The sequence below is a fragment of the Actinoallomurus spadix genome (assembly GCF_024055725.1).
Taxonomy (GTDB): Bacteria; Actinomycetota; Actinomycetes; order Streptosporangiales; family Streptosporangiaceae; genus Actinoallomurus; species Actinoallomurus spadix.
Window position 1 is genome coordinate 221775 of record NZ_JAMXMX010000006.1, and the last position, 24496, is coordinate 246270.

Here is a 24496-nt window from a genome sequence, read left to right on the forward strand (position 1 = left end):
TGAGGTTGCAGGGTGGGGCACCGTACACGAGCGAGCGAGGAGGCACCGTGCACGCCATCCGGCAGTACGAGTTCGGTCCACCGGAGACCCTGCGGCATGAGGAGGTGCCGGATCCGCGACCCGGCGCGGGACAGGTGGGCATCGCCGTACGGGCGTGCGGGGTTCACCTGGTCGACACGATGTTGCGCAGGGGCGCGTACGAGGGGCCGTTCCCGCCCCCGGAGCTGCCGATGACGCCGGGTCGCGAGGTGGCCGGGGTGGTCGACGAGCTCGGGGACGGAGTCGAGGAGTCGTGGCTGGGCAAGCGGGTGGTGGTACATCTCGGCATGGCCAGTGGCGGCTACGCCGAACGCGCCGTCGCCCACGTGACGGACCTGCACGCGCTCCCCGATGACCTGGGCTACGACGCCGCCGTGGCGATGGTCGGAACCGGCCGCATGACCATGGGCATCCTCGACGTCGCGCAGCCGACGGCCGGTGACGTGGTGCTCGTGACCGCGGCCGCGGGCGGGATCGGCACGCTGCTCGTCCAGGCGGCCCGGAACCTCGGCGCCACGGTCGTCGGGCTCGCCGGCGGCGCAGCCAAGGCCGCACGCGTACGCCAGGCCGGGGCCGAGATCGCGGTCGACTACACCGCAGCCGACTGGACCGACCGGGTACGGGACGCGCTGGGCGGCCGGGGGGTCACCCTCGCGCTGGACGGGGTCGGCGGCCAGGCCGGGCGATCCGCCTTCGAACTGCTCGCCCCCGGAGGCCGGCTGGTCGTCTTCGGCTGGTCCGGCGGGGAACCGGTCCAGTTCACGGCGGCGGATCTCCTCGGGCGCAGCCTGTCGGCCTCCGTCGCCCTCGGGCCGGGGATCCTTCGCCGCCCGGGCGGTCTGCGCGGCCTCCAGGAGAGGGCGCTCGCCGAGGCAGCGGCGGGCCGCCTGGTACCGGCCGTGCAGACCTTCGCGCTGAAGGACGCGGCGGCGGCGCATGCCGCGTTGGAGACACGCGCCACCGTCGGGAAGGTCGTCCTGGTGCCGTGACGTCCTCAGGCGGGGAGGGTCAGCACTTCCTGAGCACTGCGGCGATCGCCTTCTTCTCGGCGGAGTCCACGGACAGGCCCCAGACGTACTTGACCCTGACGTAGGCGCGAATGTAGGTGCAGCGGAACGCGTGACGGGGCGGCAGCCAGCGCGCGGGGTCCTTGCCGCCCTTCTGCTGATTGACCGGATCGTCGGCGGTCCACAGCTCCGGATGCTTCAGGTCGTTCGCGAACGCGCGGCGCTTGGCGGTGCTCCAGGACCGGGCGCCGGAACGCCAGGCCTCCGCCAGCGCCACGAGGTGCTCGATGTCGACCTTGTGGGGGTTCGTTAGGTACTTCCCGTCGTACGGGCTGTACCAGCGGCCTTTGGTCGGGTAGCAGTCGGAGCCGACGCGGACCTTCGCGCCATCGCGCTTCAGCACGACCTCGCGGGTGTTGCAGCCGTGGCCCTGGTCGATCCACTGCGGGAACTTCGCGCGGCTGTAGCCGGAGAGGGTGCCCTCGCGGCGTACCTTCAGCCGGGCCAGTTCCTTCTTGGCCGTCGCCGTGCTCGGCGGCGGCGGTGGGGCGGCGGAGGCGGGGGTCGCGAGAACGACGGTGAGGAGGGGGAGGGCGGGCAGGAGGGCGGTGACGGCGATCGCGCGTCTCACGGGCAATCTCCTCTCGGGGGGCTTCCCATGCGCGAGAGTCGCGCCCCCGAGCCACAGCGGAGCGATCACAGAGTGAACCGAACATGGCGTTATGTCAGGGAAGTGGTAACACGACCTGCTTACGAATGTTTGCGGCCTTTGTCACCGCGTCGACTTCCCAGCGCGGACCCGCATGACGTGATCGGGTTTCGGTGCCGACCGAGACTTGTCCACAGGGGATGTGGATAAATGGATGCGCGGCGCTGGGCCATGTCGCGTCGCGAAGCGCCGGAGCCGGCCGGTTATCCACAGGAAGTGGAGGACCTCGGCGGGCAGGAGGCCGATCCGGTCGTCGCCGAGCCGGAGACCGTGCGCGAAACCAGGCCGGGGCCGTACGGTCGCCGCTGAATGCGCACGTCAGCGCGGACCCCCACCCGATCCGAACACGAGACCGCGACGGGCCCGCCGGGACCGGCACGGCGCGTCATGCCGCCAGGCGCCGGCCTCCACCGCGACGCCGTCCCGGTACTCGGTGTCCACATGATGTCCACCGGATCGTCCGGTACGGCCCCCCACACCCGTACGAGGGCCCGCGCCGGCCGGGATACCCGGCCCACGTCGAACCCGCCGGACCGCGTTCACCGGGTATATGGCGATCCTGAGGTGAATGACCGCCTCGACGCTGAAGAACCACGGAATCCAGATGATCCGCGACCCGCAGGGGGAAGCGGCACGGGTGTACCTGGGTGCTTGCTAGGCTGCGGTAACGCAGTGCTAGTCGAGGTTTGAAGGGGTTCCCATCGTGAAGAAGCTCATCGTTCTCGCGCTGGTCGCCCTCGGTGGTTTCGCGGTTTGGCGCCGGCTTCAGCAGGACCGGGCCGAGCTGGACCTGTGGACCGAGGCGACGTCGTCCGACAGCTGAGAGATGCTTTGACCGTGCCGGCGAGGGCAGACGGGGGGTGGGCGTGGACGACGAGGCTCGGATCACGCTCGCCTGTCTCGACCTCGCCGGTACGACCGTCGCAGACGACGGGATAGGCGAGCGCGCCTTCACCGAGGCCCTGGTCACCCAGGGCATCGTCTCCGGCACCGATACCTACCGCCGGGCCATGGCCCGGGTGCACGCCGGCCGAGGCCGGTCCAAACTCGACATCTTCCGCGACGTCTTCGCCGACGAGGACCGAGCCCAGGCCGCCAACCATGCGTTCGAGCAGGCGTACGACTCCATCATCGACCGTGTCGGCCTCTCCCCGATCCCCGGAGCCGAGGCCGCGATCGACGCCCTCGCCGCCGCGGGCGTCCGCATCTGCCTGATGACCGGCTTCAGCAGCCGGACCCTCGGGCACATCATCGACACCCTCGGCTGGTGGAAACGCGCCGACCTGCTCCTGTGCCCCGCCGACGCGGGCGGTCGCGGCCGCCCGTACCCCGACATGATCCTCACGGCGGGGCTCCACGTACAGGTCGACGACGTCCGCCACATCGCCGTGTGCGGCGACACCGAGAGCGACATGCGCAGTGGCCGCCGCTCGGGCGCCTCCATCGTCGCGGGCACCCTTACCGGCGCCCACGACCGCACCCGCCTGGAGGCCGCCGGCGCCACCCACATCCTCAGCAGCGTCACCGAACTCCCCTCGCTCATCGCGGACGCCGGACGGCCGGCCGCCACGCCGCATGCCGATCAAGTGGCACCATGATGAGCGGACGACCCCCGTCCCCCGGTAGGCTGTAGGGCGATCTCCAGGGGCCATAGCTCAGTTGGCAGAGCGCCTGCTTTGCAAGCAGGAAGTCCGGGGTTCGAATCCCCGTGGCTCCACCAGCCAAAACGCCCCCGTCCCGATCAAGGGACGGGGGCGTTCGTGCCATTAGCGGGCCATTAGACCGCCGAGGCCCTGGTGCCGGGCGCGGCATCGCCGCCCTGCCGGGTGGCCTTGATCCGAGCGTCCAAGGCACCCGATCTTGCGGTCAGCGTCGTGCGTCGGCCTGGTGGGCGATCTGGAGGAGGTTGCCGCAGGTGTCGTCGAGTACGGCCGTGGTCACCGGGCCCATGTCGACGGGCTCCTGGGTGAAGCGCACGCCGAGGCCACGCAGCCGCTCGTACTCGGCCCCGACGTCGTCGACGGCGAATGAGGTGTACGGGATGCCGTCGGCGACCAGCGCCTCCTTGAAGGGCTTCGCCGCCGGGTGGCCGTCGGGTTCGAGGACGAGCTCGGTGCCGTCAGGGTCTTGGGGGGATACCACGGTGAGCCAACGATGCTCGCCCAACGGGATGTCGTTCTTCTTCACGAAGCCCAGCACTTCGGTGTAGAAGCGCAGCGCCTTTTCCTGGTCGTCGACGAGCACGCTCGCCAGGTTGATCCTCATGTCGGTGCCCTTCCCGTCGTCGGTAGCGGTGTGGCCGTCAGGGTCACTCGGCGTCTTTCTCGGGGTTCCTGAGCCACCGTTCGATGATCGGTTCGAGCGGGGCGGTGTTGATGTAGTGGAACTTGTACCGGCCCTCGCGCCTGGTCTCGACCAGGCCGGCGGCCTCGAGAACGTCGAGGTGCTGCGAGATCGCCTGCCGCGAAGAGCCGAGATGATGCTTGGTCGTCAGGCGGGAACAGATCTCGAAGAGCGTCTGGCCGTTCCGATCGGTCAGCTCGTCGAGGATGATGCGCCGCGTGGGGTCGGCCAAAGCCTTGAAGACGTCTCCCACGCGGAGAACGTTATGCAAGCCGATGCTTGCCTGTCAATGATCCCAGGAGGGTCGGCGCCAGGAGTCCTTCCGCCGGCCGTCCCTGGCCATCCGCGGTCATTCGGCGGAGGTAAAGGTGCCGACTTCCGCCACGCGGCTTCGTCGGCTCCTTCTGGAACAGGCCCCTGACAATTGAGCCCTGCAATGGCGCTGAAATGCCCCGTAACGTCGACATAACGGGTCTTGCGTGGGGAATCTCGCCAGCTTACGCTCTGGCCTGCACAGGCCGTTGTCCCGCCTCAGGGGAGGAGGCGGTCCGCCGGATCGCGGGGGCCTTGTTTCGGTTGTCGGGCGGAAGAACCGCACAGGGGGTCCACTCCCGCCTGCGTGTTCGTACACCGAAGCGTCGGTGGCCCGTGCTTCGGTTCGGTATCGCCAAGGGGAAAAGGACGCCACTGTTCATGAATTCTATTTCAGCGCGCCGTGCCATGGGAATCGTCGTCGTCCTGAGTGCCGGCCTGGCACTGTCGGCCTGCAACTCCGACAAGGGCGACGACAAGAAACCGCAGTCCGCACCGCAGACCTCCAAGGCCGCGGCGCCCGCGCCATCGAGCGACCGCCTGGATCTCACGCTCGCCGGAACGGTGAACGACCACGTCACCCGCTACAACAACGCTCCCAAGTGCACGTGGGACTGGAACGACCTGAACAACAAGTGGGTCTACAACGTCTCCTTCCCCATCACCATCAAGGGGCAGGAGGGGACGTTCGGCGTGCTCATCAACGACACCGAGCTCCAGGGCGGTAACTTTGAGGTCGCCAAGGAGAACGTCTCCGTCGACGGCCCCGCCTCCAGCAAGCTGCACTGGGGCGGAGCCTTCGGGAGCACCGGGTCGAGTGGTACGGTCACGATCAATCCTGATCACTCCGGCACCATCGACGGAGCGATCAAGGCCCGCAGCGGGCCGAACCTCAAGGGCGACGGCACGCTCCTCCAGGTCAAGGGCTCGTGGAGTTGTGCGCAGTTCCACGACACCTACGGCCACCCGCCCCTCACCGCACCGCCGAGCCCGACCGCCACGCCCTCGTCCTGAACGCACCCCGTCATGCTCCCCGCCGTCCAGCGCAGTACGGCGGGAGGCGCTCGATGGGACTCCGTCATTGATGACCGTGTGTTCCACGGAATCCGTCGGTGTCCTCGGTGATGTCACGACGATCCGGCGGGTTCCGCGGCCGTCTTCTCCGGTCGGCGTACGGTGGCGTCCGGCCTGGTCGGTCCGGCGGGGACCAGCAGGAAGATCCTCGGGCTGAGGCGTTCCATGTCGCCGCCTCGTGCGCAGATGAGGCCGGCCGCGAAGTCGACGAGCTGTCTCGCCTCGTCCTCCGCCACCTCCGTCAGGTCCATCGCCACCAGAACGCCTTGGCGGAAGTAGTGCCCCACCTGGCGGACGTCGTCGTAGCCACGGGCACGCACTGTCTCGACCATCACCACCCCGGGCTTCCGTAGCCGACACGAACATCAAGGTTCCCGGGCGTGCGCGCGCGGTCGTGGCGACAGATGAGCCACTTCCGGCGCTCGGGCGCGGGGGTGCCGGGAAATGTCGGCGGGGTCGGTCATGCTCTCTCGCGGGTTCCCCGAGAAGAGAGGCTTCCCCATGTCGATCCCTGTCGCCGGTGGGCGCGAAGGCGCGCGTACGGGACGGTCCGTGGACTCATCGAGCCCGTGTTGGGACGGGTCGCCGGTCGCCGACCGGCCATGCCGGGCGCGGGGCGAAGGGCGCCGGTGATGACGGACTGGGAGCGGCGGAGCGTGGTGCGGGTGGTCCCGCCGCTCCGGCCGCGGAAACTCGCGAAGGTCCCCTTCGTGGAGCTCGCGGAGGGGCGGCTGCAGGGCGTGGTGTCCAGCGGGTCGGACATCGCCCGGGTCTATGTCTCCTCCATCGCCGCGGGCACCCACACGTACAGCTGCGGGACGAACAACAACCGGCCCTGCGGCGGGCTGAGCGGGGCTCCGTGCAAGCATCTGCAGGCGCTCGTCACCGAGGCGGTGCTGCAGTACGGCCTGGACCGCGTCGCCCGCTACCTGCGGGTGGACGTCGGTGAGGGCGAGGACCTGCTCAGCCGCCTGGACGGTGCGCCGGAGCGCGCGCCGGCGGCCGGGGTCTTCAGCCGGTTCCTCCGTCACCTGGCCTATCTGGAGCTTCCGGACACGACGGAGCCGATCGCCGAGTTGCAGTGGTTCCCGGCCACGAGGGCGGTGCGCTGATGCTCGGAGTGCAGCTCGCGGCGCTGCTCGACGGCGAGGTGCCGGGCGTGGCGGAGGCCCTCGACCTGGTCGACGGGTTCGACGACGCTCTGGTGCACGGCCTGGCCAGGCTGGACGAGGAGCAGGCGGGACGGCTCGCGGCCCTGGCGGGGGCGCTGCGCGACACGCCGCTCGGCCCCGCAGTCGGCGAGGCGGTGGAAAAGATCACGGCGGGCTCGATCGGGGAGCAGGAGCTGGCGGCGCTCGCCGGCGCCCGTACGACACTGCTCGGCGCGGTGCACGACGCGCGGCTCGCACGATTCGACGCGGCGCTCGGCCGGGCGAGGGACACGTGGGAGGAGCCGCCGGCGTCCCCGCCGGTCGAAGGACCGCTCGGCGCGGGCCGGTCCTGGTTGCAGGAGCTGGCCATCACCGGGTGGCGGGGCGTCGACCACGACCTCGTCTCCGCCGCCGACCAGGCCGTCTCGGCGCTGCTGGACGAGCCGGCCCTGCGGGGGCCCGCGGTGCTGCTCGACGGGCTGGCCGCGGAGCTGCGGGCCTCGTGCCCGGTGGCGACGATGGACCGGGTGCCCGCCCGGCGCTGGGCCGACCTGTGGGCGCGGGCGCTGCTGCTCCTCCAGCCGGGGACGAGCGGGACACGGCCCGCCGGTGCCGTGTCCGGACGGCTGCTCCCCCTCGGCGTGGACGTCCACGAGCACGGTACGGCGGTGCAGATCCAGGTGCACGGAGTGCTCGAACCCACCGACGGCTCGCCCACCCGTCTCGTACGGGCGAGCGTGGCGGCGGCGAAGGTCGACACGATCGTCGGGCCGGCGGTGTGGCGGCTGCTGGACGGGCATCCGGTGCTGCTCAAGGCGCTGGCCGAGCACCGGAGCGTGGACCTGGCGGAAGTGCCGGTCACGGCGGGCGGCGACCTGATCTGGCAGGACGACCGGGCGACCCCGGGGGAGCCGGCGGACCCGTTCGCGACGGCCCGGCTCCGGCTCTCCGACGCGCTCGCCCCGGCGGTCCCTCCCCTGGAGCGCCATCCCGTGCGCATCGCCGAACCCGTCCTGGTGGAGGGGTACACGATCGACGGCGACGCCCTGACCCTCGACGGGCACACTCTCGCGGTCGACCTGGAGCGGCTGCCCGGCTGCGGGCCGCTGACGCCGGAGTTGGTGGCGGCGTCGTCGACCTGCGTGGGACTGGTGCGGTGGGAGGCCGGCCGGTGGACGCTGCAGCCGCTCGCCGTCCAGGCGACCGTCAAGCGCAAGACCGTGGAGGCGCACGGCGGGGACTGGGCGCTCGGCCCGACGGACCCCAAGGTCGCCAAGGCGGAGGCCAAGGCCGGTGACGCCGTGGCCGTACTCCGCGAGCGCGCGGGAAGGCTGTTGCGGCGATGAGCGATCCCACGGCGGAGGAGAACCGGCGGCAGGTGCTCTACTGGCGGCTGCTGGCGCGGATGTTCGACCACGACGAGCAGCCGGCCCTCGAGTCGGCGAGCGTGGCGATCGTCGAGGACCTCGGGCTGCCGCCCGCGCTGCTCGATCCGTCGGTGTCGGTGGACAACCTCGTCCAGCGCTTCCCCGATCTGCGGGCGGAGCTCGACGGGTTGCTCGCCCCCGGCGACGACGACCAGCGGGTACGCCGCGCCGCGCTCGTCTCGAAGCTGCTGCTCAACGTGCTGTCGACCGGGTCCGGCAGCGTGACCGCGACACGGCTCGCCGACTGGCAGCGGGACGCCGGGTGGCTGAAGAAGGCGCTCGGCGAGGAGGGCGCGTGCGAGCTGGCCGGGGTGCTGTCGCGGCTCGAAGGCGACCTCGTGAGCCGAATGCGGCTGCGTGAGGTGCTGGCCGATCCGGCGCTCGCGCGGCAGCTCACGCCGAGCATGTCGCTGATCGAGCAGCTCCTGCGCGACAAGGCGAACCTGTCGGGCGTCGCGCTGGCGAACGCCAAGGCGCTGATCCGCCGTTTCGTCGACGAGGTCGCCCAGGTGCTGCGTACCCAGGTCCAGCAGACCAGCGCCGGGACGATCGACCGGTCGGTGCCGCCGAAGCGCGTGTTCCGCAACCTCGACCTCGACCGGACGATCTGGAAGAACCTCACCAACTGGGACCCGGAGGAAGAACGGCTGTACGTCGACCGGCTGTTCTACCGGCAGACCGCCAAGCGGACGACGCCGGCGCGCCTGATCGTGGTGGTCGACCAGTCCGGGTCGATGGTCGACTCGATGGTGAACTGCACGATCCTCGCGTCGATCTTCGCGGGCCTGCCGAAGGTCGACGTCCACCTCATCGCGTACGACACGCGGGCGCTGGACCTGACGCCCTGGGTGCACGACCCGTTCGAAACGCTGCTGCGGACGCAGCTCGGTGGCGGCAACGACGGGCCGGTCGCGATGGCGATGGCCCGCCCGAAGATCACCGATCCCCGCAACACGGTGATGGTGTGGATCTCCGACTTCTACGAGTTCGACCGGTCACAGCCGTTGTTCGACGGCATTCAGGCCGTGCACCGGTCGGGGGTGAAGTTCATCCCGGTCGGCTCGGTGAACAGCTCCGGCACCCAGAGCGTGAACCCCTGGTTCCGCCAGCGCTTCAAGGATCTCGGCACGCCCGTGATCTCAGGCCACATCCGCAAGCTCGTCTTCGAGCTGAAGAACTTCCTGGACTAAGGAGACAACGATGACCGACGAGATGCTGCGCGCCCCGGCCGAGGTCAAGTACGCCGAGGAGCTGGACTGGCTGGAGTCGATCGACGACGGGCCCAAGCCGTTCTCCTGGCGGCTCAGCCCGCGGATGGTCCGGCTGTTCATCCTGGGTTCGGAGCGGGCCGACGGGCTGGACCGGGAGATCCCGCAGAAGTGGTTCGGTGACCGGAGCTTCGTCGAGCGGAGCATCGTGACGCTCGCCTCCGACCGCGGCCTGCTGCTGATCGGCGATCCCGGCACCGGCAAGAGCTGGCTCGCCGAGCTGCTGTCCGCGGCGATCTGCCGTAACTCGACGCTGGTCGTGCAGGGGACGGCGGGCACCACCGAGGACCACATCAAGTACTCCTGGAACGTCTCGATGGTGATCGCCAAGGGGCAGTCCCGTGAGTCGATGATCCCCTCGCCGATCATGACGGCGATGGAGCAGGGGATGATCGGGCGGTTCGAGGAGCTGACCCGGTCGACCAGCGACGTGCAGGACGCCCTGATCTCGATCCTGTCGGAGAAGTACGTCTCCATCCCCGAGCTCGACGACGACAACATCGTCTTCGCCAAGCCCGGCTTCTCGATCATCGCCACCGCCAACAGCCGCGACCGGGGCGTCAACGACCTGTCGTCCGCTCTCAAGCGGCGGTTCAACTTCGTCCGCATCCCGGTGGTGACGAACAAGCGCAGCGAGGCGGAGATCGTACGCTTCCGCACGGCGGAGCTGATGCGCCGGCACCGGATCGAACTGGAGGTGCCGCCCACGCTGCTGGACATCCTGCTGCAGAGCTTCGCCGACCTGCGCGCGGCCGCGGCCTCGGCCACCAGCGACGACGAGAAGCTGGAGTCGGCGCTGTCCACGGCGGAGCAGATCGGCGTGCTGGAGGACGCCATCCTGCACAGCCAGTTCTTCGGCGACCGTACGCTCCGGGCGGAGACGCTCGCCGGTTCGCTGGTGGGCTCGCTCGCCCGCCGCAGTCCGGAGGACCTGGCGATCCTCAACAAGTTCTGGCACGGCGTGATCGAGCCGCGCAGCAGGGAGGACGACGGCGCGCCGTGGCAGGCGTTCCTGGAGGGCGGCCGCCAGGCGCTGGGCACCCTCTCATGACCGAGATCGAGGACACGCTGCCGGGGCCGTTCGGGGCGCTGCGCTCGCAGCTGCTGGACGCGGCTGCGGCGTTCGCCGGGGAGGGCACCGGTGGCGCGGATCCGGTGCCCGGCATCCTGGCCGGCCTGGTCGAGGACGTCGACCGGGCGCTGCGAGAGGAGCTGGAGATCTTCCCGGTCTGCCATCACTCGCCCGCGTCGGCGCTGGCCATGGCGCGGCGGCTGCGCGAGAAGCGGCCCGCCGTCATCTACCTTGAACTCTGCGAGGACCTGCGGCCGCTGCTCGACGAGCTGCGCAACTGCCGGCTGCCGGTCGCGTTGCAGGCGTTCGCCACCGAGCTGGACGGCTTCCCGGCGGAGTGGTCGCCGCTCAGCGTGGTCGCGCCCGTCACCGAGGCGTCGGCGGAGTACCAGGCCATCGCGTACGCCCTCGACACGCCCGGCGTCGAGCTCGTCCTCGTCGACCGCTCGACGGACCACGTCTTCCAATGGCAGCCCCGCGACGATTCCCCGGCCGACGGCGGCGAGCCCGCGGCCGGTGGCGGTGAGCCGGAGGACGGTGTCGAGTCGGAGACCGGCGGCGAGGACGCGGCCCTGCACGGGGACGCGGTCGGCATCGAGATCGGCGACCTGCGGCCCCGGTTCGCCGAGCTCGAGGCGCACCTGCTGCACCACGGGAAGGTCCGGCACTGGTCCGAGTGGTGGGACCAGTACGTCGAGCAGCCCCTCACCGGCGCCGACTACGACACCTACCGCCAGGTCATGGTGATGATCGGCAGTCTGTTCCGGCGGCTGCGCCCGGAGCGGGACGCCCGGCACGACCGGGACGAGGACCGCGAGCGTTACATGTGGACCCGCATGCGCGAGCACCTCGCCGCCTCCGGCGCCGACCCGGCGCGGTGCCTGTACGTCTGCGGCGCGTTCCACGCGGCCAGCCGCGTCGAGCAGTTCGGCCTGCGCGCCGACACGCCGTACGAGATCACCCCGCGTACGGCGACCCGCTGGCAGTACGGCCTGATCCCCTCCAGCCACTCCGCCATCGAGGCGCAGTTCGGCCTGGCGCCCGGGTCCGTGTCGATCGCCGCGGCCACCTGGGCGAAGGCGGTGAAGGGCGGCGGCGTCACGCCGTACCGGCTGAAAGGCCAGAAGGGGGAGAAGCCGAAGACCGTACGGACCCGGCGGGCGCCCGAGCCGGGCGGGCCGGTCGCGGACCGGCTGTCCGGGTTCCTGTCCCGGCCGCCCGCCCCGAACGGCCTGGACGAGGACGAACTGCTCGGCTGGTGCGTCGACATCGTCCGGCTGGCCCGGCGCAACGGGTACCTCGCGAGCACGGCCGACGCCATCGCCGTGTACGAGACGTCGGTCCTGCTCGCGGGGCTGCGCGGCCGGGGCCGCCCCACGCCGTACGACTTCCAGGACGCGGCGGTCACCTGCATCGAGAAGGACACCGTGCCGGGCCGCCGGGACGTGCGCCGGCTCTGCGAGATCCTGCTCGGCGGCGACCGCGTCGGTCAGGTCGGCTACGACTCGCTCCCGCCGCTGGCCCGTGACGTCCTCGACCGGCTGGAGCCGCTGGGGCTCGACCTCACCAAGCGCACGATCCAGCGCGCCCTGCTCGACCTGGACGCGAGCCCGGAGCTGCGGCCCTGCTCCGACCTGTTGTGGGTGCTGCGCCGCCTGCTGCCGGACAACGCCGTACGCCCCATCATGGGCTCCCGGCGGCTCGGTGAACGCCCCATCCAGGAGAGCTGGGACCTGGACCTCGGCCGTCACCAGCGGTCGATCGTCGAGCTCGGGTACGAGGGCGTCACGATCGAGCAGGTGCTGGAGCGGCGACTGCGCCGTACGGTGGCGGACCCGAAGGCGACCGCCGCGGTGGCGCTGACGGCCGTGGAGGACGCCATCCTCTATCTCGGCGGCGGCCGGATCGCCGACGACCTCGGGAACCGCGCCGTCGAACTCCTCGCGGCCGAGCGCACCGTGGACGACGCGCCCGACGTGCTGCGCCGGATCCGCCGGCTGCTCGCGTACTACCGCACCACCCAGGCCACCCTGCCGAAGTGGTGCGAACGCTTCGTCACCGCCGGGTACGCGCACTACTGCACGCTGCTGCCGACCGCGTTCCTGGACGAGGACACCGGCGTCCGGCAGGTCGCGGCCATGCTGGGCTTCCTGTTCAGCATGGAGAGCCTCGCGCTGTCGCTGGGCTGCGACCACTCCCAGCTCGAACTCGCCGTACGCCAGTCGCACCCGGAGGCACCCGCCAGGATCGCGCTGCTGTGGGCGGCCCGGTCACAGCTCGGGCTGCTGCCGGTGGCCGAGCTACGCGCGCGGTACGACGAGCTGCTGGCCAACCCGCTCGTCGTCCCGTCGATCCCGCTGTACCTCAGCGGTTTCGTGCAGGCACTCGAGCCGGTCCCGTCGCTGGCCCCCGTCGTCGTCGAGGTGATGTCGAAGGCGTTCGCCCGGTTGCCCGATCCCGTCCTGCTCCCCTGGCTGCCCAAGCTGATCACCACGTTGCGGGACGAGGCGGCCGAGCTGGTGCCGGTCCTCGTGCGGGAGGCGGGCCGGATGTTCCCCGCCTCCCTGCCCGCCGTCGACGCCTGGGTCCCGCCGTGGTCCGCGCGGCGGCCGGCCGCGTCGGTACCGGCTCCGGTTCCGGCGTCGGCCGGTGCGGCGGCGGACCTCGTGGCCGCGCACCCGGCGGTGTGCGACGCCGTGGCCGGGCTGCTCGGGTACGACGCCGGATGGCGCCCGGCTCCCGGCGGGGCCGGGCACGGCCCGGTCGCCGCTCTGCTGGCCGCCCACGACGGCACCGCTCACGCCGTGGCGGCGCTCATCGGGAGGCCGTGATCGCGTAGCGGGCCCACCGCCAGGCCACGGTCCCGCACCTCATCCAGGAGCGGAGGCAGCGCGCCGAGCGTGTTCCGCCACGACTCCGGTGCCGACGTGCAGTCGGAGTCGTGGAGGAGCACGGTCGCTCCCCCGTCGAGATCACGGGTCACGGTCGCGAGGACGGACGCGGGGGTGGCCGCGCGCGTCCAGTCGCGGCCCCAGTTCGTCCACAGCACCGGCGTGAGGCCGAGCCGGCGCGCCGCCCGCAGCGCCGGCGCGCTCAGCACCCCGTACGGCGGCCGGTACCAGCGCGGCACCGTCCCCGTGACGGCGACGATCGTCTCCACCGCCCGCGCCAGGTCGTCGTACGCGGCGGCGGGGCCGCGCAGCAGCATGCAACGATGCGCCCAGCCGTGCACCGCGATCTCGTGCCCGGCGTCGGCCAGCTCCCTCCCCACGTTCGGTGCCTCGGTCAGCATCCGGCCGAGAAGGAAGAACGTCGCCGTCACCTCGTACTCCCGCAGCGCGGCGAGGAACGCCGGGGTCGAGCGCGGATCCGGTCCGTCGTCGAACGTGAGCGCCACATGGCCGGGGTCTCCGACACCGGCCAGGGCCGGGAACGAACGGCGGCGCAGCGGGCCGATCGACGTGATCGCCGGGGCCGCGTGCGCGGCGGCCAGGAGACCCGCCGCGGCGACGGCCGCCCGCGAGCCCCGCCGGACGGGGCGGAGGCGCGCGGCGTTCATCGGGCGCCCTCTGCCACCACGGCCAGCTCGGGCGCGCCCGCCGTGTCCCGCTCGGTCGCGAGGGCGGCGACGATCGCCACCGGATCCGCGGCGTGTGGAGGACCTGCGGTGAGGGGGGTGGTCAGCGCCGCGAACAGCGCCTCCGGGAGCCGGTCCACGTGGCGGGCCCACGGTGCCCAGCCGGCCTTCTCCAGGACGGCGGCGTTCGCCCTGCCGTGGCCGGGGAGGCAGCGGTAGCTGAGCATGGGCAGGCCGGACGCCAGCGCCTCGAGGGAGCTGAGGCCGCCCGCGTTCTGCACGACGACGTCGCAGGCGCGCATCAACGCGGGCATGTCCTCGACCCAGCCGAGGGTGATGCCCATGCCGGTACGGGTGAGCCGCTCGCGCAGCGCCGTGTTGTGCCCGCACACCACGACGGGGGTCACCAGCCCGGTCGCGGCGACGTCGCGCACGGTCGCCGCGACGTCGCCGCTGCCCCAGGACCCCGCGGTGATCAGGGCCAGCCGCTCGTCGTCGGGCAGGCCGAGGCGCAGCCGCGCCATCCGCCGTTCGAGGACCGAGGACGGCGGCCGGAACCCGGGCCGTACGGCCGGTGCGCACACCCGTACGTCGGCGGCGCCGAGCCGGTGGGCCTCCGCCGCCGTCTCCGGGTGCAGCGCGAGGTGCAGGTCGACCCCGTCCGCGACCCAGAGCGGATGCACGGACAGGTCGGTGAGGTACGTGACGACCGGTGCTCGCAGCGCGCCGCGCCGCCGCAACCGGCCCAGTGCCTGGCTCGCGAGGGGGTAGGTCGAGATGACGGCCGCGGATTCCGGTGCGGCCGTGCGGGCGATGCGTCGCGCGGCGAGCCCGCTCAGGCCCCGCACGGCCGCCGCGAGGTTCCGCCGCCGGTCCAGTGCGGTGAACAGGTGTTCCCAGCTCTCCGGCGCGGCCCGCAGCTGCATCGCGTACGCCTGCCGCAGCAGCCGTCCGAGCGAGGCGGGCAGCAGGTCCAGGAAGTCATGGCGGTCGACGGAGAACCCGGCGTCGCGGAGCCGCCGGGCCAGTTCGTCGGCCGCGCCGTCGTGGCCCGCGCCGACGCTGGCCGACACGATCGTGACGTGGTGGCCGCCGCCGGGCCGGGTGAGGGAGGTGTTCACTGGTGGATGCCTGTCCATGTCGTGGTGGGGGCCCGGCCGCGAGGGCCGGATCTGGAGGGGGAGCCGGGACCGCCGGGCGCGCGGGACCGGCGGGCGGGTGGTCAGGGCCGGTGGTCATGGCGGGTGGTCAGGGCCGGTGGCCGTCCCGGATGCGGAGGCGCCCGCACGGGGTCCCGCGATGGGTGACGCGGACGGTCGTGAACCGGCCGTGCGCGACGGCCAGCCAGCAGAATCCGCCGACGAGGAACACGTCGGCCGGGCACCGGCGCGTCCAGCCCGCGAACAGCACCTCGGGAAGGTCCGTTCCGGCCGGGAGCCGGCCCCAGGCGATGGCGCACGGGCGGCCGGCGGAGACGCCGCGCCGGGCGCCCCGCAGGGTCTCCGGCGCCACCGGCGTCTCGACGACGACGTCGACGAGCGTCTCCGCGTCGTACACCTCCAGCGCGGCCCGGCCCGCCTCGCCCCGGCCGATCCGGACGGCCCAGGGGGTTCCGGTCAGCCGGTGGTCGGCGGGCGTCGCGCTGGTGGCCATGGGGGTGGATCTCCTTCCGTGCCCGGCTTGTCGGGCACGGCACCAGCGTCGTGCGCGGAGGCATCCGAGAGCAGTAGCGCGGTCATCCGATTCGGGGTGGCACCACGTTCACCTCCGGCCCTCCCGCCTGCTCCAGGGAAGGCGCTGACCTGCGCGGACGGGGCCACTGTCAGGTGGAGACGCGCGTCGTTAGACTCTCGGCGTGATCGTCCCCACCGACGAAGAGATCCGTGCGTTGCATGAGCGGCACGCGCCGACGGAGGCGGCATTCGAGCTCGTGTACACGCACTGTGAGATCGTCTGCGGGATCGCCGAGCAGCTCCTGTCCGGCGGTGCCCCGGGTGTCGACGCGGACCTCGTCCGCGCCGGTGCCCTGCTGCACGACATCGGCGTCTACCGCCTGTACGACGACACGGGACGGATGGACGAGGCGGGCTACATCCGGCACGGGATACTCGGCCACGAACTGCTGAGGGACGAAGGGCTGTCCGCCGTCCTCCGCCGCTTCTGCTCCTGCCACACCGGGGTGGGGATCACCCGCGACGACGTGCGGAGGCAGGAACTCCCCCTGCCGGTCGCCGACTATGTGGCGGAGTCGCGGGAGGAGGAGCTGGTCATGTACGCCGACAAGTTCCACACCAAGAGCGACCCGCCGGCCTTCCTCTCCGCCGCCTCCTACGCCGCCCGGCTGCGCCGGTTCGGGGAGGACAAGGTCGCGCGGTTCGAGGAGCTGCGCGAGCGCTATGGAACGCCCGACCTGGCGCCGCTCGCCGCCGCGTACGGGCATCGGGCGGCGTAGCGGCCCGGTCACCGGCGGGACCGTTCCCGCGCCGGATCTTCACGAATTCCACACAGATCGTCCGGGGGATCTCCGCACGCGGATCCTAGGCTCGCCGCCATGCAACGGATCCTGGTCGTGGAGGATGAGCCCATCATCGCGCAGGCGGTCGCCGACCGGCTGGCGGCCGAGGGCTTCGAGGTGCGGACGGTCGCCGATGGGCCCGCCGCCGTGGCCGCCTTCGGGGAGTACCGGCCTGACTTGGTCGTGCTCGACCTGATGCTGCCCGGTTTCGACGGGCTGGAGGTCTGCCGGCGTATCCAGGCGGAACGACCGGTGCCCGTACTGATGCTGACGGCACGCGACGACGAGACCGACCTGATCGTCGGGCTGGCGGTGGGGGCCGACGACTACCTGACCAAGCCGTTCAGCATGCGGGAGCTGACCGCACGCGTCCGTGCCCTGCTGCGCCGGGTCGAGCACGCGGCGGCGCTGGCGGCCGTCCCGGCCCGTGACGTGCTGCGGCTCGGCCCGCTGGAGATCGACCGTGCGGCCCGCAGGGTCGCCGTCGACGGGGCGCTCGTGCACCTGACTCCCACCGAGTACGACCTGCTCGACTGTCTCGCCCGTACGCCGGGGGCCGTGCTGACCAGGGCGGTGTTGCTGGAGGAGGTGTGGGACTGGGCGGATGGTGCGGGTACCCGGGTGGTGGACAGCCACATCAAGGCGCTGCGCCGCAAGCTCGGCGCGAACCTGATCAGGACCGTCCACAGCGTGGGTTACGCGCTGGAGGCCGGGTCGTGAGCGTCATGCACAGGCTGTGGACGGCCTTGCCGCGCCCCCTCGACCCGATGCGGTCGATCAAGATCAAGCTCGGGGTGCTGGCCGTCTGCAACGCCTGCGCCGGCGGGCTGCTGATGGTCTGGGGGTACGGCCTGGGCTTCCGCGGCCGGATCACCCTGCCGGCCGCGCTGGTGATCTCGGTGGTGATGACGCAGATCCTGGCGCACGGCATGACGGCGCCGCTGCGCGAGATGACGGCCGTCGCGCGGGCGATGGCGCGCGGTGACTACCGCCGCCGGGTCCGGGTGACGTCCCGCGACGAGGTCGGCGACCTGGGCAGGGCCTTCAACCGGATGGCGGACGACCTGGCCGAGGTCGAACGTCAGCGCCGCGAGTTCGTCGCCAACGTGTCGCACGAGTTGCGCACGCCCATCGCCGCGTTGCAGGCGATCCTCGAGAACGTCGCCGACGGCGTCACCCCGGCCGAGCCGGAGGTGCTCGAAGGCGCCCTCGCCCAGACCGAACGCCTGGGCCGTCTGGTCACCCAGCTGCTCGACCTGTCGCGGGTCGAGGCGGGTGCGGTCTCCCTGGACCTGCTGGACTTCGAGATCGGTCCCTTCCTGGAGAGCGCCGTCACCGAGGCCCGCGTCGGCCACCCGGGCCCGGTGTTCACGGTGCGGACCGAACCGGGACTGGTCGTCCGCGCCGACCGCGACCGGCTGCATCAGGTCGTCGCCAACCTGCTCGACAACGCGGCCCGGCACAGCCCGCCCGGCGGCGCCGTGACGATCACCGCGACGACGCGCGCCCAGACCTTCTGCCTGGAGGTACGGGACGAGGGGCCGGGCATCCCGGTCGCCGAGCGCGCGCAGGTCTTCGAACGCTTCATCCGCAGCTCCGCCTCGCCGGCCGGGACCTCCGGCGGGGGGACGGGTCTCGGGCTCGCCATCGCCCGCTGGGTGGTCGACCTGCACGGCGGTGAGATCGCCGTCGCCGACTCTCCCGGTGGCTGCCTCATCCGCGTCCTGCTTCCCCAGCCTCCCGAAGGATCGTCATGACCCTGCCTCCGCCGCATTCCCGGCCGGACCCGTCTCCCGGTCCCGGTACGGCACCGCCGACGGTGGGAATACCGGCCACGTCCGCGACGATTCCGCGCGGCCCGGCCGGTCTCCCGCGCAGGGATCCGCTGGTGATCGCCGAGTGGCCCGAGCCGGCGAGGCCGATGTCGTACGGGTTGCCGGTCCGCGCCGTGGCGACGGGCGTGCTCACCGCCGCGCTGCTCCCGGGGCGCCCGGGGGTGAACGTGCCGGTCGTCGCGGCCGCCGCGATCGCGGCCCTGTTCCCGGTCGCCCGCCGGAACCGTACGTCGATGGCGTTCGCGGCCCTGGCGCTGGCGCTGTCGGCACTGCCCGTGCTCGTCGACGCCGGCTGGATCGTCGCCCTGGGCGATCGCCCTCGCCGTGCCGCTCGGGTCGTACGCCCTGACCGGGGGCCGTACGTGGATCGACCTGGCCGGCGGGGGACTCGCGTTCATCCCGGCCGTCCCGCGCGCGGTGCCGTGGGCGGGCCGCGGGGTGAGCACGCTCGTCCGTTCCGGGCGTCGGCCGACCGGGCCGGTGGTCGGCTCCCTGGTGCTCGCCGGCGCGCTCCTCCTGGTCTTCGGCGCGCTGTTCGCCACGGCGGACGCCGCCTTCGGCCGCGCCGTCACCGGGCTGTTCCCCCACGTCGGGGCGTGGTCGCTCGTCACGAGGATCTTCGTCTTCGGCGGGAGCATCGTCGCGGTGCTGACCGGAGCGTTCCTGGCCATGGCCCCGCCGCGGTTCCGCCGGCCTCCGGCCCCCTCCGACGTCGGCCGTACGCCGTGGGCCATCCCCATCGTCGCCCTCGACCTGCTGTTCCTCGGCTTCGTCGCGGTCCAGGCCGACGTCCTGCTGGCCGGCGACCGGGACCGGCTGCTGCGGTCGACGGGACTGACCTACGCCGAGTACGCGCGACGGGGCTTCTGGCAACTGCTGGTCGTGACCGGCCTGGTCCTCCTCGTCGTGGCCGTCGCGGTCCGGTACGCGCCGGTGAGGAGCCGGGCGGACCGGGCCACCGTCCGTACGCTCCTCGGCCTGCTCTGTGCCCTGACACTCGTGGTCGTGGCCGTCGCGCTGCGCCGCCTCTTCCTCTACGAGGAGGCGTACGGCTGGACGCGGCTGCGGCTGTGGGTGCACGCCTTCGAACTGTGGCTGGGACTGGTCGTCCTGCTGGTCGCGATCGCCGGCATCCGCCTCCGGGCGGCCTGGCTGCCCCGCGCGGTGGCCGCGAGCGGCGCCGTCGGCCTGCTGGCTCTGGGCCTGTTCAACCCAGACGGGTTCATCGCCGCCCACGACGTCGCTCGCTTCCGGCACACCGGCAGCGCCGACCTGGCCTACCTGGCGGGCCTGTCCGCCGACGCGGTCCCCGCCCTCGACCGTCTCCCCGAGCCGCAGCGCTCCTGCGTCCTGCACCATCTCGCGGAGTCGCTCGACGACGGGGACTCCTGGACCCGGTTCAACCTCTCCAGGGCCCGGGCGCGGGACCTCCTCGGCAGGCGCCCGGTCACCCGGCCGCCCGCCTGCTGAGGAGTCACCTCACTCCGCGGGCCTGCGGACGAGGAGGCGGCCGTGCAGGAAGCGCTCGTTCTCGCCCGGCTCGCGGCGCATCCGGGCCACCTCGACCAGGCCGGCCCCGCGCGCGAGGTCCGCGACGTGGTCGATGGACAGCCGGTAGGCCGTGGTCACCTTGTGGTCGAAGGGCTCGGTTGGGTGCGGCGCTTCGTCGTCGGTCGTGAAGAAACCGAGCAGGAGGTGGCCGCCCGGGGCGAGCACCCGGCCGAACTCCGCGAACACCGCGGGCAGCTCCTCCGGCGGCAGGTGGATGATCGAGTACCACGCGAGCACCCCGCCCACCGCGCCGTCGGCCAGGTCCAGGGCGGTCATCGAGCCCTCCTCGAACCGCAGGTCCGGGAACTCCTTGCGCGCCAGCTCGATCATCGTCGGCGAGAGGTCGATCCCGAAGGCGGGGACGCCGAGGGAGTTGAGGTAGGCGGTGTTCGGGCCGGGGCCGCACCCGAGGTCCGCGACCTGCCCACCGCCGGGCCGTACGAGATCGGCGAAGGCACCGATGATCGCGCGGTCCAGCGGGGCCTCGTCGAGGGCGTTGCGGAACAGGTCGGCGTACAGGACGGCGATGGCGTCGTACGCCGTCCGGGTGGCGTCCAGGGAGGATTCGATCACGATAGACGACCCTAGACCGGCCGGTCACGGTCGTGACCGACGGCTGAGCGGACCCCGCCGAATGCGGGCGTACGGGACCGAGACGGCCGGATCATCAGGGCTCCGCGACGACGACGAGGTAGCCGTCGGGATCGCGGAGCCAGATCTCCCGATGCCCGGCGTTCGGGTTGACGTGCACGTCCGTGACGACATGGGCGTTCGCCCGCCGGACGCGCTCGACGACGGCGTCGAAGGCCGGCGTCTCGAACCAGAGCGCGACGCCGTTGCCGAGCGGGCACGCCGGGTCGGCCAGGGCCCCGTGGTGGTGTCCGACCTCGAGCCGGTGCAGTTGCAGGATCATCACGTCATCGACCAGCAGCTGCTCGTACTCCGGTCCGCCGTGGCCGCTGGTGGCGTCGAGAATCCGCTGGTACCAGCGGCTCGCCCGCTCGACGTCCGCCACCGAGAGGAGCGGCTGGGGTCGTACGCGGGGCAACGCGTTCTTCGTCATCCTCCGACGATGCCCGCACGGCCGGCCCGCCGCCTTGGACGAAAATGATCTCGCCTGAGCCTCGCGGGCATTCAACCGGTTCGCGCGCGAAGGCGTCCCGCGATGCGCGCGGCGGCGTATTCGGGGCTGGTCGCCGGAACGCGATCTCCGGATCCCGGGCACCATTCGTAGAATTCGCCGCAGGGACTCACGGAGATCCACACTTTGGGATCGGCCGGGCCGCCGCCGACGGACAGGGCCGGCCGTGCGTCGCTCATCACCGACGGCAGCCCGAGTCTGGCCAGTTCCCGGCACAACGCCACCAGAAGCCGCATTTTCTCACTGTGATCGGCGCTCACCGCCGCTACCCTCCAACGCCCCCGGGGAACAGGTCCCTCACCCTCGGCGATAGCATCCCTCGTCTCGCTGTTTCGTCTCGATGTCATCGAAGGCGCTTTTTCAGCACCAATGTCTTGCCTCTGTCGCGAATTCGTCTCGTCGTGCGCATAAATGCTGGCTAGCCTGTACCTGCACTGACACAGGTGAAGGGGCGGAATCATGGTGCAACGACCGATCCTGCTCAATGTTCTTGTCCAGCAGCGGCAATTAGCGCGATATGGCATGTTTCGCGCCGCTTATGAGAACGCGGCGAAGAAAGTCGATCGCGAACTCGTCGGCACCGCTCCGAGCCGTGCCCAACTGCACCGCTGGATCTCCGGTGGGCTCAAACGCCTGCCGCACACCGACCACTGCCGCGTCCTGCAGAGGATGTTCCCCGGGTGGACGGTCGACCAGTTGTTCGCACCGTGCCCGGACGGCCTCCTGCTCGCCGACCCGACGCGTCCGCCGGGCGGTCCGGCGTCCCCGCCGATGCGGGGTGAGCCCGCACCCGCCCACGTGGCACCGCTCGACGCACCGGTCACGCCGGATCCGCCCCTGTCCGATGTCGCCGCGGTCTTCACGACCCGGGCGGAGTTCACCTGCGCCATGCCGCCGCAGGCGATGTTCGACGACGCGCAGGAGATCAGGGCGGCCGGGCTCTCCCTGAACCTCCTCTGCCAGCAGTACCCGGACCAGCGGCTGCGGCGGCTCGTGCAGAGCGGTGCCCGGCTCGAGTGCCTGTTCCTCGACCCGGACGGCGAGGCCATCAGGGCACGCGAACGGGAGGAGGGCTACACCGACCACTTCCTCTCGACGCTGACGAAGCTCAACATCGAGGTGCTGTCCCGCGTCCGCGACCGGCTGCCCGCCGAGGTACGGGACCGGTTGTCGCTCGCGGTGTACGACGAGACGATCCGGTTCGGCATCGTGCTGATCGACGGTGCGACCTGCGTCATGCAGCCGTACCTGCCCCAGGCGCGCGGCGTGGACTCGCCGACCTTCCTGCTCCGCCGTGACCCGACCGGGACGGGGCTGTATAACACTTTTGAGCAGATCTACCGCGAATTGTCGGAACGGAGCCGCCCGGTATGACGACGTCCGTCGGAGCACTGCTCCCCGTCGCTCTGGACGCCGTCACCACAGCCACCGACCTGATCCGCTCCCGGGCACCCGGCCTGCTCACCGCCAAGGGCGACCGGGACATGGCCACCGACCTCGACTACGCCGTCGAACGCGCCGTACGGGCACACCTGCGCGACCGTACGCCCGGCGTGCCGATCCTCGGCGAAGAGGAGGGCGTGACCGGCGACGCCGGCGGTGAACTGCTGTGGGCGCTCGACCCGATCGACGGCACGGCCAACTTCGTGCACGGGCTCCCGCTGTGCGGCGTCTCCCTCGGCCTGCTGCGCCGGGGCCGCGCGGTCCTCGGAGTGATCGACCTGCCCTTCCTCGACGCCCGCTACTCGGCCGTCGAACACGGCGGCGCCCATCTCGGCGAGCGGCGCATCACGGCCAGCTCGACCGGCCGGCTGCGGGACGCGATCGTTGCCGTCGGCGACTACGCCGTCGGGACGGACGCGGCGGAGAAGAACCGCCTGCGCCTGGCGCTGACCGCCGCGCTGGCCGCCGAGGTGCAGCGGGTACGGATGCTGGGCTCCTCGGCCATCGACCTGGCCTGGGTCGCCGAAGGCAGACTCGACATCAGCCTGGCCATGTCCAACAAGCCGTGGGACACCGCGGCCGGGGTCGCCATCGCCCGCGAGGCCGGCGCCGTGGTCCTGGACCAGGACGGCGGCGAGCACACGGCCGACTCGGCCGCCACCATCGCGGCGGCGCCGGGCGTCGCGGAGCAGATCAGCGCGCTGGTCGGCCGCACCCTGGACGGCCTCGCGCCCGCCTGACCGATACGGTCGGCGCCGATCCCGGGTGCGGAGACACGTTCAGCGGCGATTCGCCGCCGTTCCGGAAGAGCAAGAGCCGGAGTGGTCGCCGACGAAGGGTTGTCTCCACCGAATCGAGAGATCGCTACCCTGCTCGTGTGAGTGGTCGACATCGTGACAAATCGGGCATAGCCGCCATCGCCGCCGGGTGGCTACGGTGGGGACACCGCCTACAAGGCCGGCAGGCCCTGTTGGTCGGTGGAATCCTTGCCGTCGGGGCCACGGTGATCGCGCTTGGCATGATCGTCTCTTCGCCTGGTAAGGACGAGGCGGCCGGCGGCCCCACGCCCACGTCATCCACGTCACGTGGAACACCGAGGGCCAGGTCCGCGCTGCGCGAGCAGACGCCGTCCCCGGCCCTGCGGAGTGTGCCGACGCGAAGCGGCGGTCCCTCGAACGGCGGCCGGTTGAGCACTCCGACCTCGCCCGGAAGCGGGTCCACCTCGCCCGGAACCGGCTCGACGTCCCCGGGTACCGGCCCGGCCGCGCCTTCGAGCGACTGCCCGCCCGGGCTTCGCAGATCGCCCGAGAAGTGCAAGCGTGTGCACCGCTGACCCGGCGGGCGACGCGTCGGATCAGGAGATCAGCCCGAACTCCCCGGCGTGCACGCCGGCCTGGAATCGCGAATCCGAATCCAGCAGCCGCATCAGCTCGGCCACCCGCCGCCGGTAGGTCCGCAGCGAAAGGCCCAGCCGCCGGGCGGCGGCCTCGTCGGTGAGCCCCTCGCCGAGCGCCCGCAGGACTCGCCGGCCCTCCGCGTCGACCTGCGGCGGGTCGCTGCGGAGGTACGCGGTCAGGTCCGTGGCGGCCTCCCACGTGGCCTCGAACAGTGCGTACACCCCACTGATCAAAGTCGGTGACGTGGTGACGGTGAACTCGCGGTCGCCCGCGACCTCGGCCCCCGCGAGGATCATGACGCGCCGATCGATGATGATCGTCTCGTGTTGCAGCAACCCGGTGCGGCAGATCCGGATCCGGGCGCCCACCGACACGCGCTCGAGCAGGTGGCTCCGCTGCTCCTCATCCGCCAGCGCGACAGGGGTGTAGAGCTTACGGATCACCAGGCCGTCGGCTCGGTGGACCCGGCCGGCCATGGACGCCCGCGTCGTCGGACGCGACCAGGTCTTCAGGTCCGTGGCCGCGCAGACGAACTCCGACCTCGCTCCTTCGAACAGGTGCCCGGCGCGCGCGACGAGCTCCTGCTCACCGTGAATGGTGATGACCTGCTGATTGCCGCTCACGCCATCCAGTCT

At 71.9% G+C, this 24496-nt stretch carries 27 protein-coding genes and 1 tRNA gene; 17 read left to right on the top strand and 11 right to left on the bottom strand.

Going from position 1 to position 24496, the window contains the following annotated elements; genetic code table 11:
* Positions 1 to 47 precede the first annotated feature (47 nt).
* Positions 48 to 1028, top strand: coding sequence for a zinc-binding dehydrogenase (locus NE235_RS10890; protein ID WP_252801400.1), 981 nt, complete (start codon positions 48 to 50; stop codon positions 1026 to 1028).
* Between the two features lie 19 nt (positions 1029 to 1047).
* Here NE235_RS10890 and NE235_RS10895 read toward each other — a convergent pair whose 3' ends face one another.
* Entirely contained in the window at positions 1048 to 1677 is a 630-nt protein-coding gene (locus tag NE235_RS10895; protein WP_252801402.1) for an HNH endonuclease family protein, read from the bottom strand.
* A gap of 228 nt (positions 1678 to 1905) precedes the next feature.
* On the opposite strand from NE235_RS10895, the gene NE235_RS10900 reads away from it, so the two are divergent.
* The 4 genes from NE235_RS10900 (at position 1906) to NE235_RS10915 (ending at position 3475) form a co-directional block, all read left to right on the top strand.
* Positions 1906 to 2064: a hypothetical protein gene (locus NE235_RS10900; protein WP_252801404.1), complete on the top strand. Its 159-nt coding sequence runs from the start codon at positions 1906 to 1908 to the stop codon at positions 2062 to 2064.
* Positions 2065 to 2458: 394 nt separating this feature from the next.
* Complete coding sequence (locus tag NE235_RS10905; RefSeq protein ID WP_252785262.1) at positions 2459 to 2578, top strand: DLW-39 family protein; 120 nt, start codon at positions 2459 to 2461, stop codon at positions 2576 to 2578.
* Positions 2579 to 2621: 43 nt separating this feature from the next.
* Complete coding sequence (locus tag NE235_RS10910; protein WP_252801406.1) at positions 2622 to 3353, top strand: HAD family hydrolase; 732 nt, start codon at positions 2622 to 2624, stop codon at positions 3351 to 3353.
* Positions 3354 to 3399: 46 nt separating this feature from the next.
* Positions 3400 to 3475 (top strand) — tRNA-Ala (locus NE235_RS10915).
* Positions 3476 to 3621: 146 nt separating this feature from the next.
* On the opposite strand, the gene NE235_RS10920 is transcribed toward NE235_RS10915, so the two are convergent.
* Entirely contained in the window at positions 3622 to 4020 is a 399-nt protein-coding gene (locus NE235_RS10920) for a VOC family protein (protein WP_252801408.1), read from the bottom strand.
* Between the two features lie 43 nt (positions 4021 to 4063).
* Positions 4064 to 4351 (bottom strand): ArsR/SmtB family transcription factor, encoded by a 288-nt coding sequence (locus NE235_RS10925; RefSeq protein WP_252801409.1) that lies wholly within the window; start codon positions 4349 to 4351, stop codon positions 4064 to 4066.
* A gap of 440 nt (positions 4352 to 4791) precedes the next feature.
* On the opposite strand from NE235_RS10925, the gene NE235_RS10930 reads away from it, so the two are divergent.
* Complete coding sequence (locus tag NE235_RS10930) at positions 4792 to 5424, top strand: hypothetical protein (protein ID WP_252801411.1); 633 nt, start codon at positions 4792 to 4794, stop codon at positions 5422 to 5424.
* Between the two features lie 113 nt (positions 5425 to 5537).
* On the opposite strand, the gene NE235_RS10935 is transcribed toward NE235_RS10930, so the two are convergent.
* On the bottom strand, positions 5538 to 5816 hold the full coding sequence (locus tag NE235_RS10935; protein WP_252801412.1) for a cell division protein SepF: 279 nt from the start codon (positions 5814 to 5816) through the stop codon (positions 5538 to 5540).
* Positions 5817 to 6116: 300 nt separating this feature from the next.
* On the opposite strand from NE235_RS10935, the gene NE235_RS10940 reads away from it, so the two are divergent.
* Genes NE235_RS10940 through NE235_RS10960 form a run of 5 tightly spaced genes read left to right on the top strand, consistent with a single transcriptional unit; the run spans position 6117 to position 13233 of the window.
* Positions 6117 to 6596 carry a hypothetical protein gene (locus NE235_RS10940; RefSeq protein WP_252801414.1) on the top strand — a complete coding sequence of 160 codons (480 nt, stop codon included), beginning with the start codon at positions 6117 to 6119 and terminating at the stop codon, positions 6594 to 6596.
* Positions 6596 to 7981 (top strand): hypothetical protein, encoded by a 1386-nt coding sequence (locus tag NE235_RS10945; RefSeq protein WP_252801416.1) that lies wholly within the window; start codon positions 6596 to 6598, stop codon positions 7979 to 7981. Before NE235_RS10940 ends, NE235_RS10945 begins: the two co-directional genes overlap by 1 nt.
* Entirely contained in the window at positions 7978 to 9252 is a 1275-nt protein-coding gene (locus tag NE235_RS10950) for a vWA domain-containing protein (RefSeq protein WP_252801418.1), read from the top strand. Before NE235_RS10945 ends, NE235_RS10950 begins: the two co-directional genes overlap by 4 nt.
* 10 nt (positions 9253 to 9262) lie before the next feature.
* Entirely contained in the window at positions 9263 to 10381 is a 1119-nt protein-coding gene (locus NE235_RS10955; protein WP_252801420.1) for an ATP-binding protein, read from the top strand.
* Entirely contained in the window at positions 10378 to 13233 is a 2856-nt protein-coding gene (locus NE235_RS10960; RefSeq protein WP_252801422.1) for a DUF5682 family protein, read from the top strand. The genes NE235_RS10955 and NE235_RS10960 overlap by 4 nt, the downstream gene beginning before the upstream one ends.
* On the opposite strand, the gene NE235_RS10965 is transcribed toward NE235_RS10960, so the two are convergent.
* The 3 genes from NE235_RS10965 to NE235_RS10975 form a co-directional block, all read right to left on the bottom strand.
* Positions 13200 to 13961, bottom strand: a complete 762-nt coding sequence (locus tag NE235_RS10965; RefSeq protein WP_252801424.1) for a polysaccharide deacetylase family protein — start codon at positions 13959 to 13961, stop codon at positions 13200 to 13202. The two genes, NE235_RS10960 and NE235_RS10965, sit on opposite strands and share 34 nt — an antisense overlap.
* Entirely contained in the window at positions 13958 to 15100 is a 1143-nt protein-coding gene (locus NE235_RS10970; protein WP_252801426.1) for an MGDG synthase family glycosyltransferase, read from the bottom strand. Before NE235_RS10970 ends, NE235_RS10965 begins: the two co-directional genes overlap by 4 nt.
* A gap of 127 nt (positions 15101 to 15227) precedes the next feature.
* Positions 15228 to 15632: a hypothetical protein gene (locus NE235_RS10975; RefSeq protein ID WP_252801428.1), complete on the bottom strand. Its 405-nt coding sequence runs from the start codon at positions 15630 to 15632 to the stop codon at positions 15228 to 15230.
* A gap of 202 nt (positions 15633 to 15834) precedes the next feature.
* Here NE235_RS10975 and NE235_RS10980 point away from each other — a divergent pair, with 202 nt between their 5' ends.
* The 4 genes from NE235_RS10980 to NE235_RS10995 all read left to right on the top strand — a co-directional run bounded on the left by NE235_RS10980 (position 15835) and on the right by NE235_RS10995 (position 19799).
* Complete coding sequence (locus NE235_RS10980) at positions 15835 to 16431, top strand: HDIG domain-containing metalloprotein (protein ID WP_252801430.1); 597 nt, start codon at positions 15835 to 15837, stop codon at positions 16429 to 16431.
* A gap of 99 nt (positions 16432 to 16530) precedes the next feature.
* The gene (locus NE235_RS10985; RefSeq protein WP_252801432.1) at positions 16531 to 17214 is read left to right on the top strand and encodes a response regulator transcription factor; all 684 of its coding nucleotides are present in this window, start codon (positions 16531 to 16533) and stop codon (positions 17212 to 17214) included.
* A 5-nt stretch (positions 17215 to 17219) separates the two neighbouring features.
* Complete coding sequence (locus NE235_RS10990; protein WP_252801738.1) at positions 17220 to 18251, top strand: HAMP domain-containing sensor histidine kinase; 1032 nt, start codon at positions 17220 to 17222, stop codon at positions 18249 to 18251.
* Between the two features lie 390 nt (positions 18252 to 18641).
* Entirely contained in the window at positions 18642 to 19799 is a 1158-nt protein-coding gene (locus tag NE235_RS10995) for a DUF4153 domain-containing protein (RefSeq protein ID WP_308206057.1), read from the top strand.
* A gap of 9 nt (positions 19800 to 19808) precedes the next feature.
* Here NE235_RS10995 and NE235_RS11000 read toward each other — a convergent pair whose 3' ends face one another.
* From NE235_RS11000 to NE235_RS11010, 3 genes are all read right to left on the bottom strand, one after another.
* Complete coding sequence (locus tag NE235_RS11000) at positions 19809 to 20453, bottom strand: class I SAM-dependent DNA methyltransferase (protein ID WP_406567561.1); 645 nt, start codon at positions 20451 to 20453, stop codon at positions 19809 to 19811.
* A 94-nt stretch (positions 20454 to 20547) separates the two neighbouring features.
* On the bottom strand, positions 20548 to 20943 hold the full coding sequence (locus NE235_RS11005) for a VOC family protein (protein ID WP_252801436.1): 396 nt from the start codon (positions 20941 to 20943) through the stop codon (positions 20548 to 20550).
* A gap of 71 nt (positions 20944 to 21014) precedes the next feature.
* Positions 21015 to 21281: a hypothetical protein gene (locus NE235_RS11010; protein WP_252801438.1), complete on the bottom strand. Its 267-nt coding sequence runs from the start codon at positions 21279 to 21281 to the stop codon at positions 21015 to 21017.
* A gap of 199 nt (positions 21282 to 21480) precedes the next feature.
* Between NE235_RS11010 and NE235_RS11015 the strand changes: the two genes are divergently transcribed.
* Both NE235_RS11015 and NE235_RS11020 read left to right on the top strand, forming a co-directional pair.
* Positions 21481 to 22395: a DUF5919 domain-containing protein gene (locus tag NE235_RS11015; protein WP_252801440.1), complete on the top strand. Its 915-nt coding sequence runs from the start codon at positions 21481 to 21483 to the stop codon at positions 22393 to 22395.
* Entirely contained in the window at positions 22392 to 23204 is an 813-nt protein-coding gene (locus NE235_RS11020) for an inositol monophosphatase family protein (protein ID WP_252801442.1), read from the top strand. Before NE235_RS11015 ends, NE235_RS11020 begins: the two co-directional genes overlap by 4 nt.
* Positions 23205 to 23818: 614 nt before the next feature.
* Here NE235_RS11020 and NE235_RS11025 read toward each other — a convergent pair.
* Positions 23819 to 24484 (bottom strand): DNA-binding response regulator, encoded by a 666-nt coding sequence (locus NE235_RS11025; RefSeq protein ID WP_252801444.1) that lies wholly within the window; start codon positions 24482 to 24484, stop codon positions 23819 to 23821.
* Positions 24485 to 24496 lie beyond the last annotated feature (12 nt).

Coding starts and splice junctions, on each gene's coding strand:
- NE235_RS10975 (WP_252801428.1), bottom strand. CDS start 15,632: ATGGCCACCAGCGCGACGCCCGCCGACCACCGGCTGACCGGAACCCCC.
- NE235_RS10990 (WP_252801738.1), top strand. CDS start 17,220: ATGCACAGGCTGTGGACGGCCTTGCCGCGCCCCCTCGACCCGATGCGG.
- NE235_RS10950 (WP_252801418.1), top strand. CDS start 7,978: ATGAGCGATCCCACGGCGGAGGAGAACCGGCGGCAGGTGCTCTACTGG.
- NE235_RS10935 (WP_252801412.1), bottom strand. CDS start 5,816: ATGGTCGAGACAGTGCGTGCCCGTGGCTACGACGACGTCCGCCAGGTG.
- NE235_RS10930 (WP_252801411.1), top strand. CDS start 4,792: ATGAATTCTATTTCAGCGCGCCGTGCCATGGGAATCGTCGTCGTCCTG.
- NE235_RS10900 (WP_252801404.1), top strand. CDS start 1,906: ATGGATGCGCGGCGCTGGGCCATGTCGCGTCGCGAAGCGCCGGAGCCG.
- NE235_RS10945 (WP_252801416.1), top strand. CDS start 6,596: ATGCTCGGAGTGCAGCTCGCGGCGCTGCTCGACGGCGAGGTGCCGGGC.
- NE235_RS11020 (WP_252801442.1), top strand. CDS start 22,392: ATGACGACGTCCGTCGGAGCACTGCTCCCCGTCGCTCTGGACGCCGTC.
- NE235_RS10965 (WP_252801424.1), bottom strand. CDS start 13,961: ATGAACGCCGCGCGCCTCCGCCCCGTCCGGCGGGGCTCGCGGGCGGCC.
- NE235_RS10920 (WP_252801408.1), bottom strand. CDS start 4,020: ATGAGGATCAACCTGGCGAGCGTGCTCGTCGACGACCAGGAAAAGGCG.
- NE235_RS10940 (WP_252801414.1), top strand. CDS start 6,117: ATGACGGACTGGGAGCGGCGGAGCGTGGTGCGGGTGGTCCCGCCGCTC.
- NE235_RS10985 (WP_252801432.1), top strand. CDS start 16,531: ATGCAACGGATCCTGGTCGTGGAGGATGAGCCCATCATCGCGCAGGCG.
- NE235_RS11015 (WP_252801440.1), top strand. CDS start 21,481: ATGGTGCAACGACCGATCCTGCTCAATGTTCTTGTCCAGCAGCGGCAA.
- NE235_RS10955 (WP_252801420.1), top strand. CDS start 9,263: ATGACCGACGAGATGCTGCGCGCCCCGGCCGAGGTCAAGTACGCCGAG.
- NE235_RS11005 (WP_252801436.1), bottom strand. CDS start 20,943: ATGACGAAGAACGCGTTGCCCCGCGTACGACCCCAGCCGCTCCTCTCG.
- NE235_RS10960 (WP_252801422.1), top strand. CDS start 10,378: ATGACCGAGATCGAGGACACGCTGCCGGGGCCGTTCGGGGCGCTGCGC.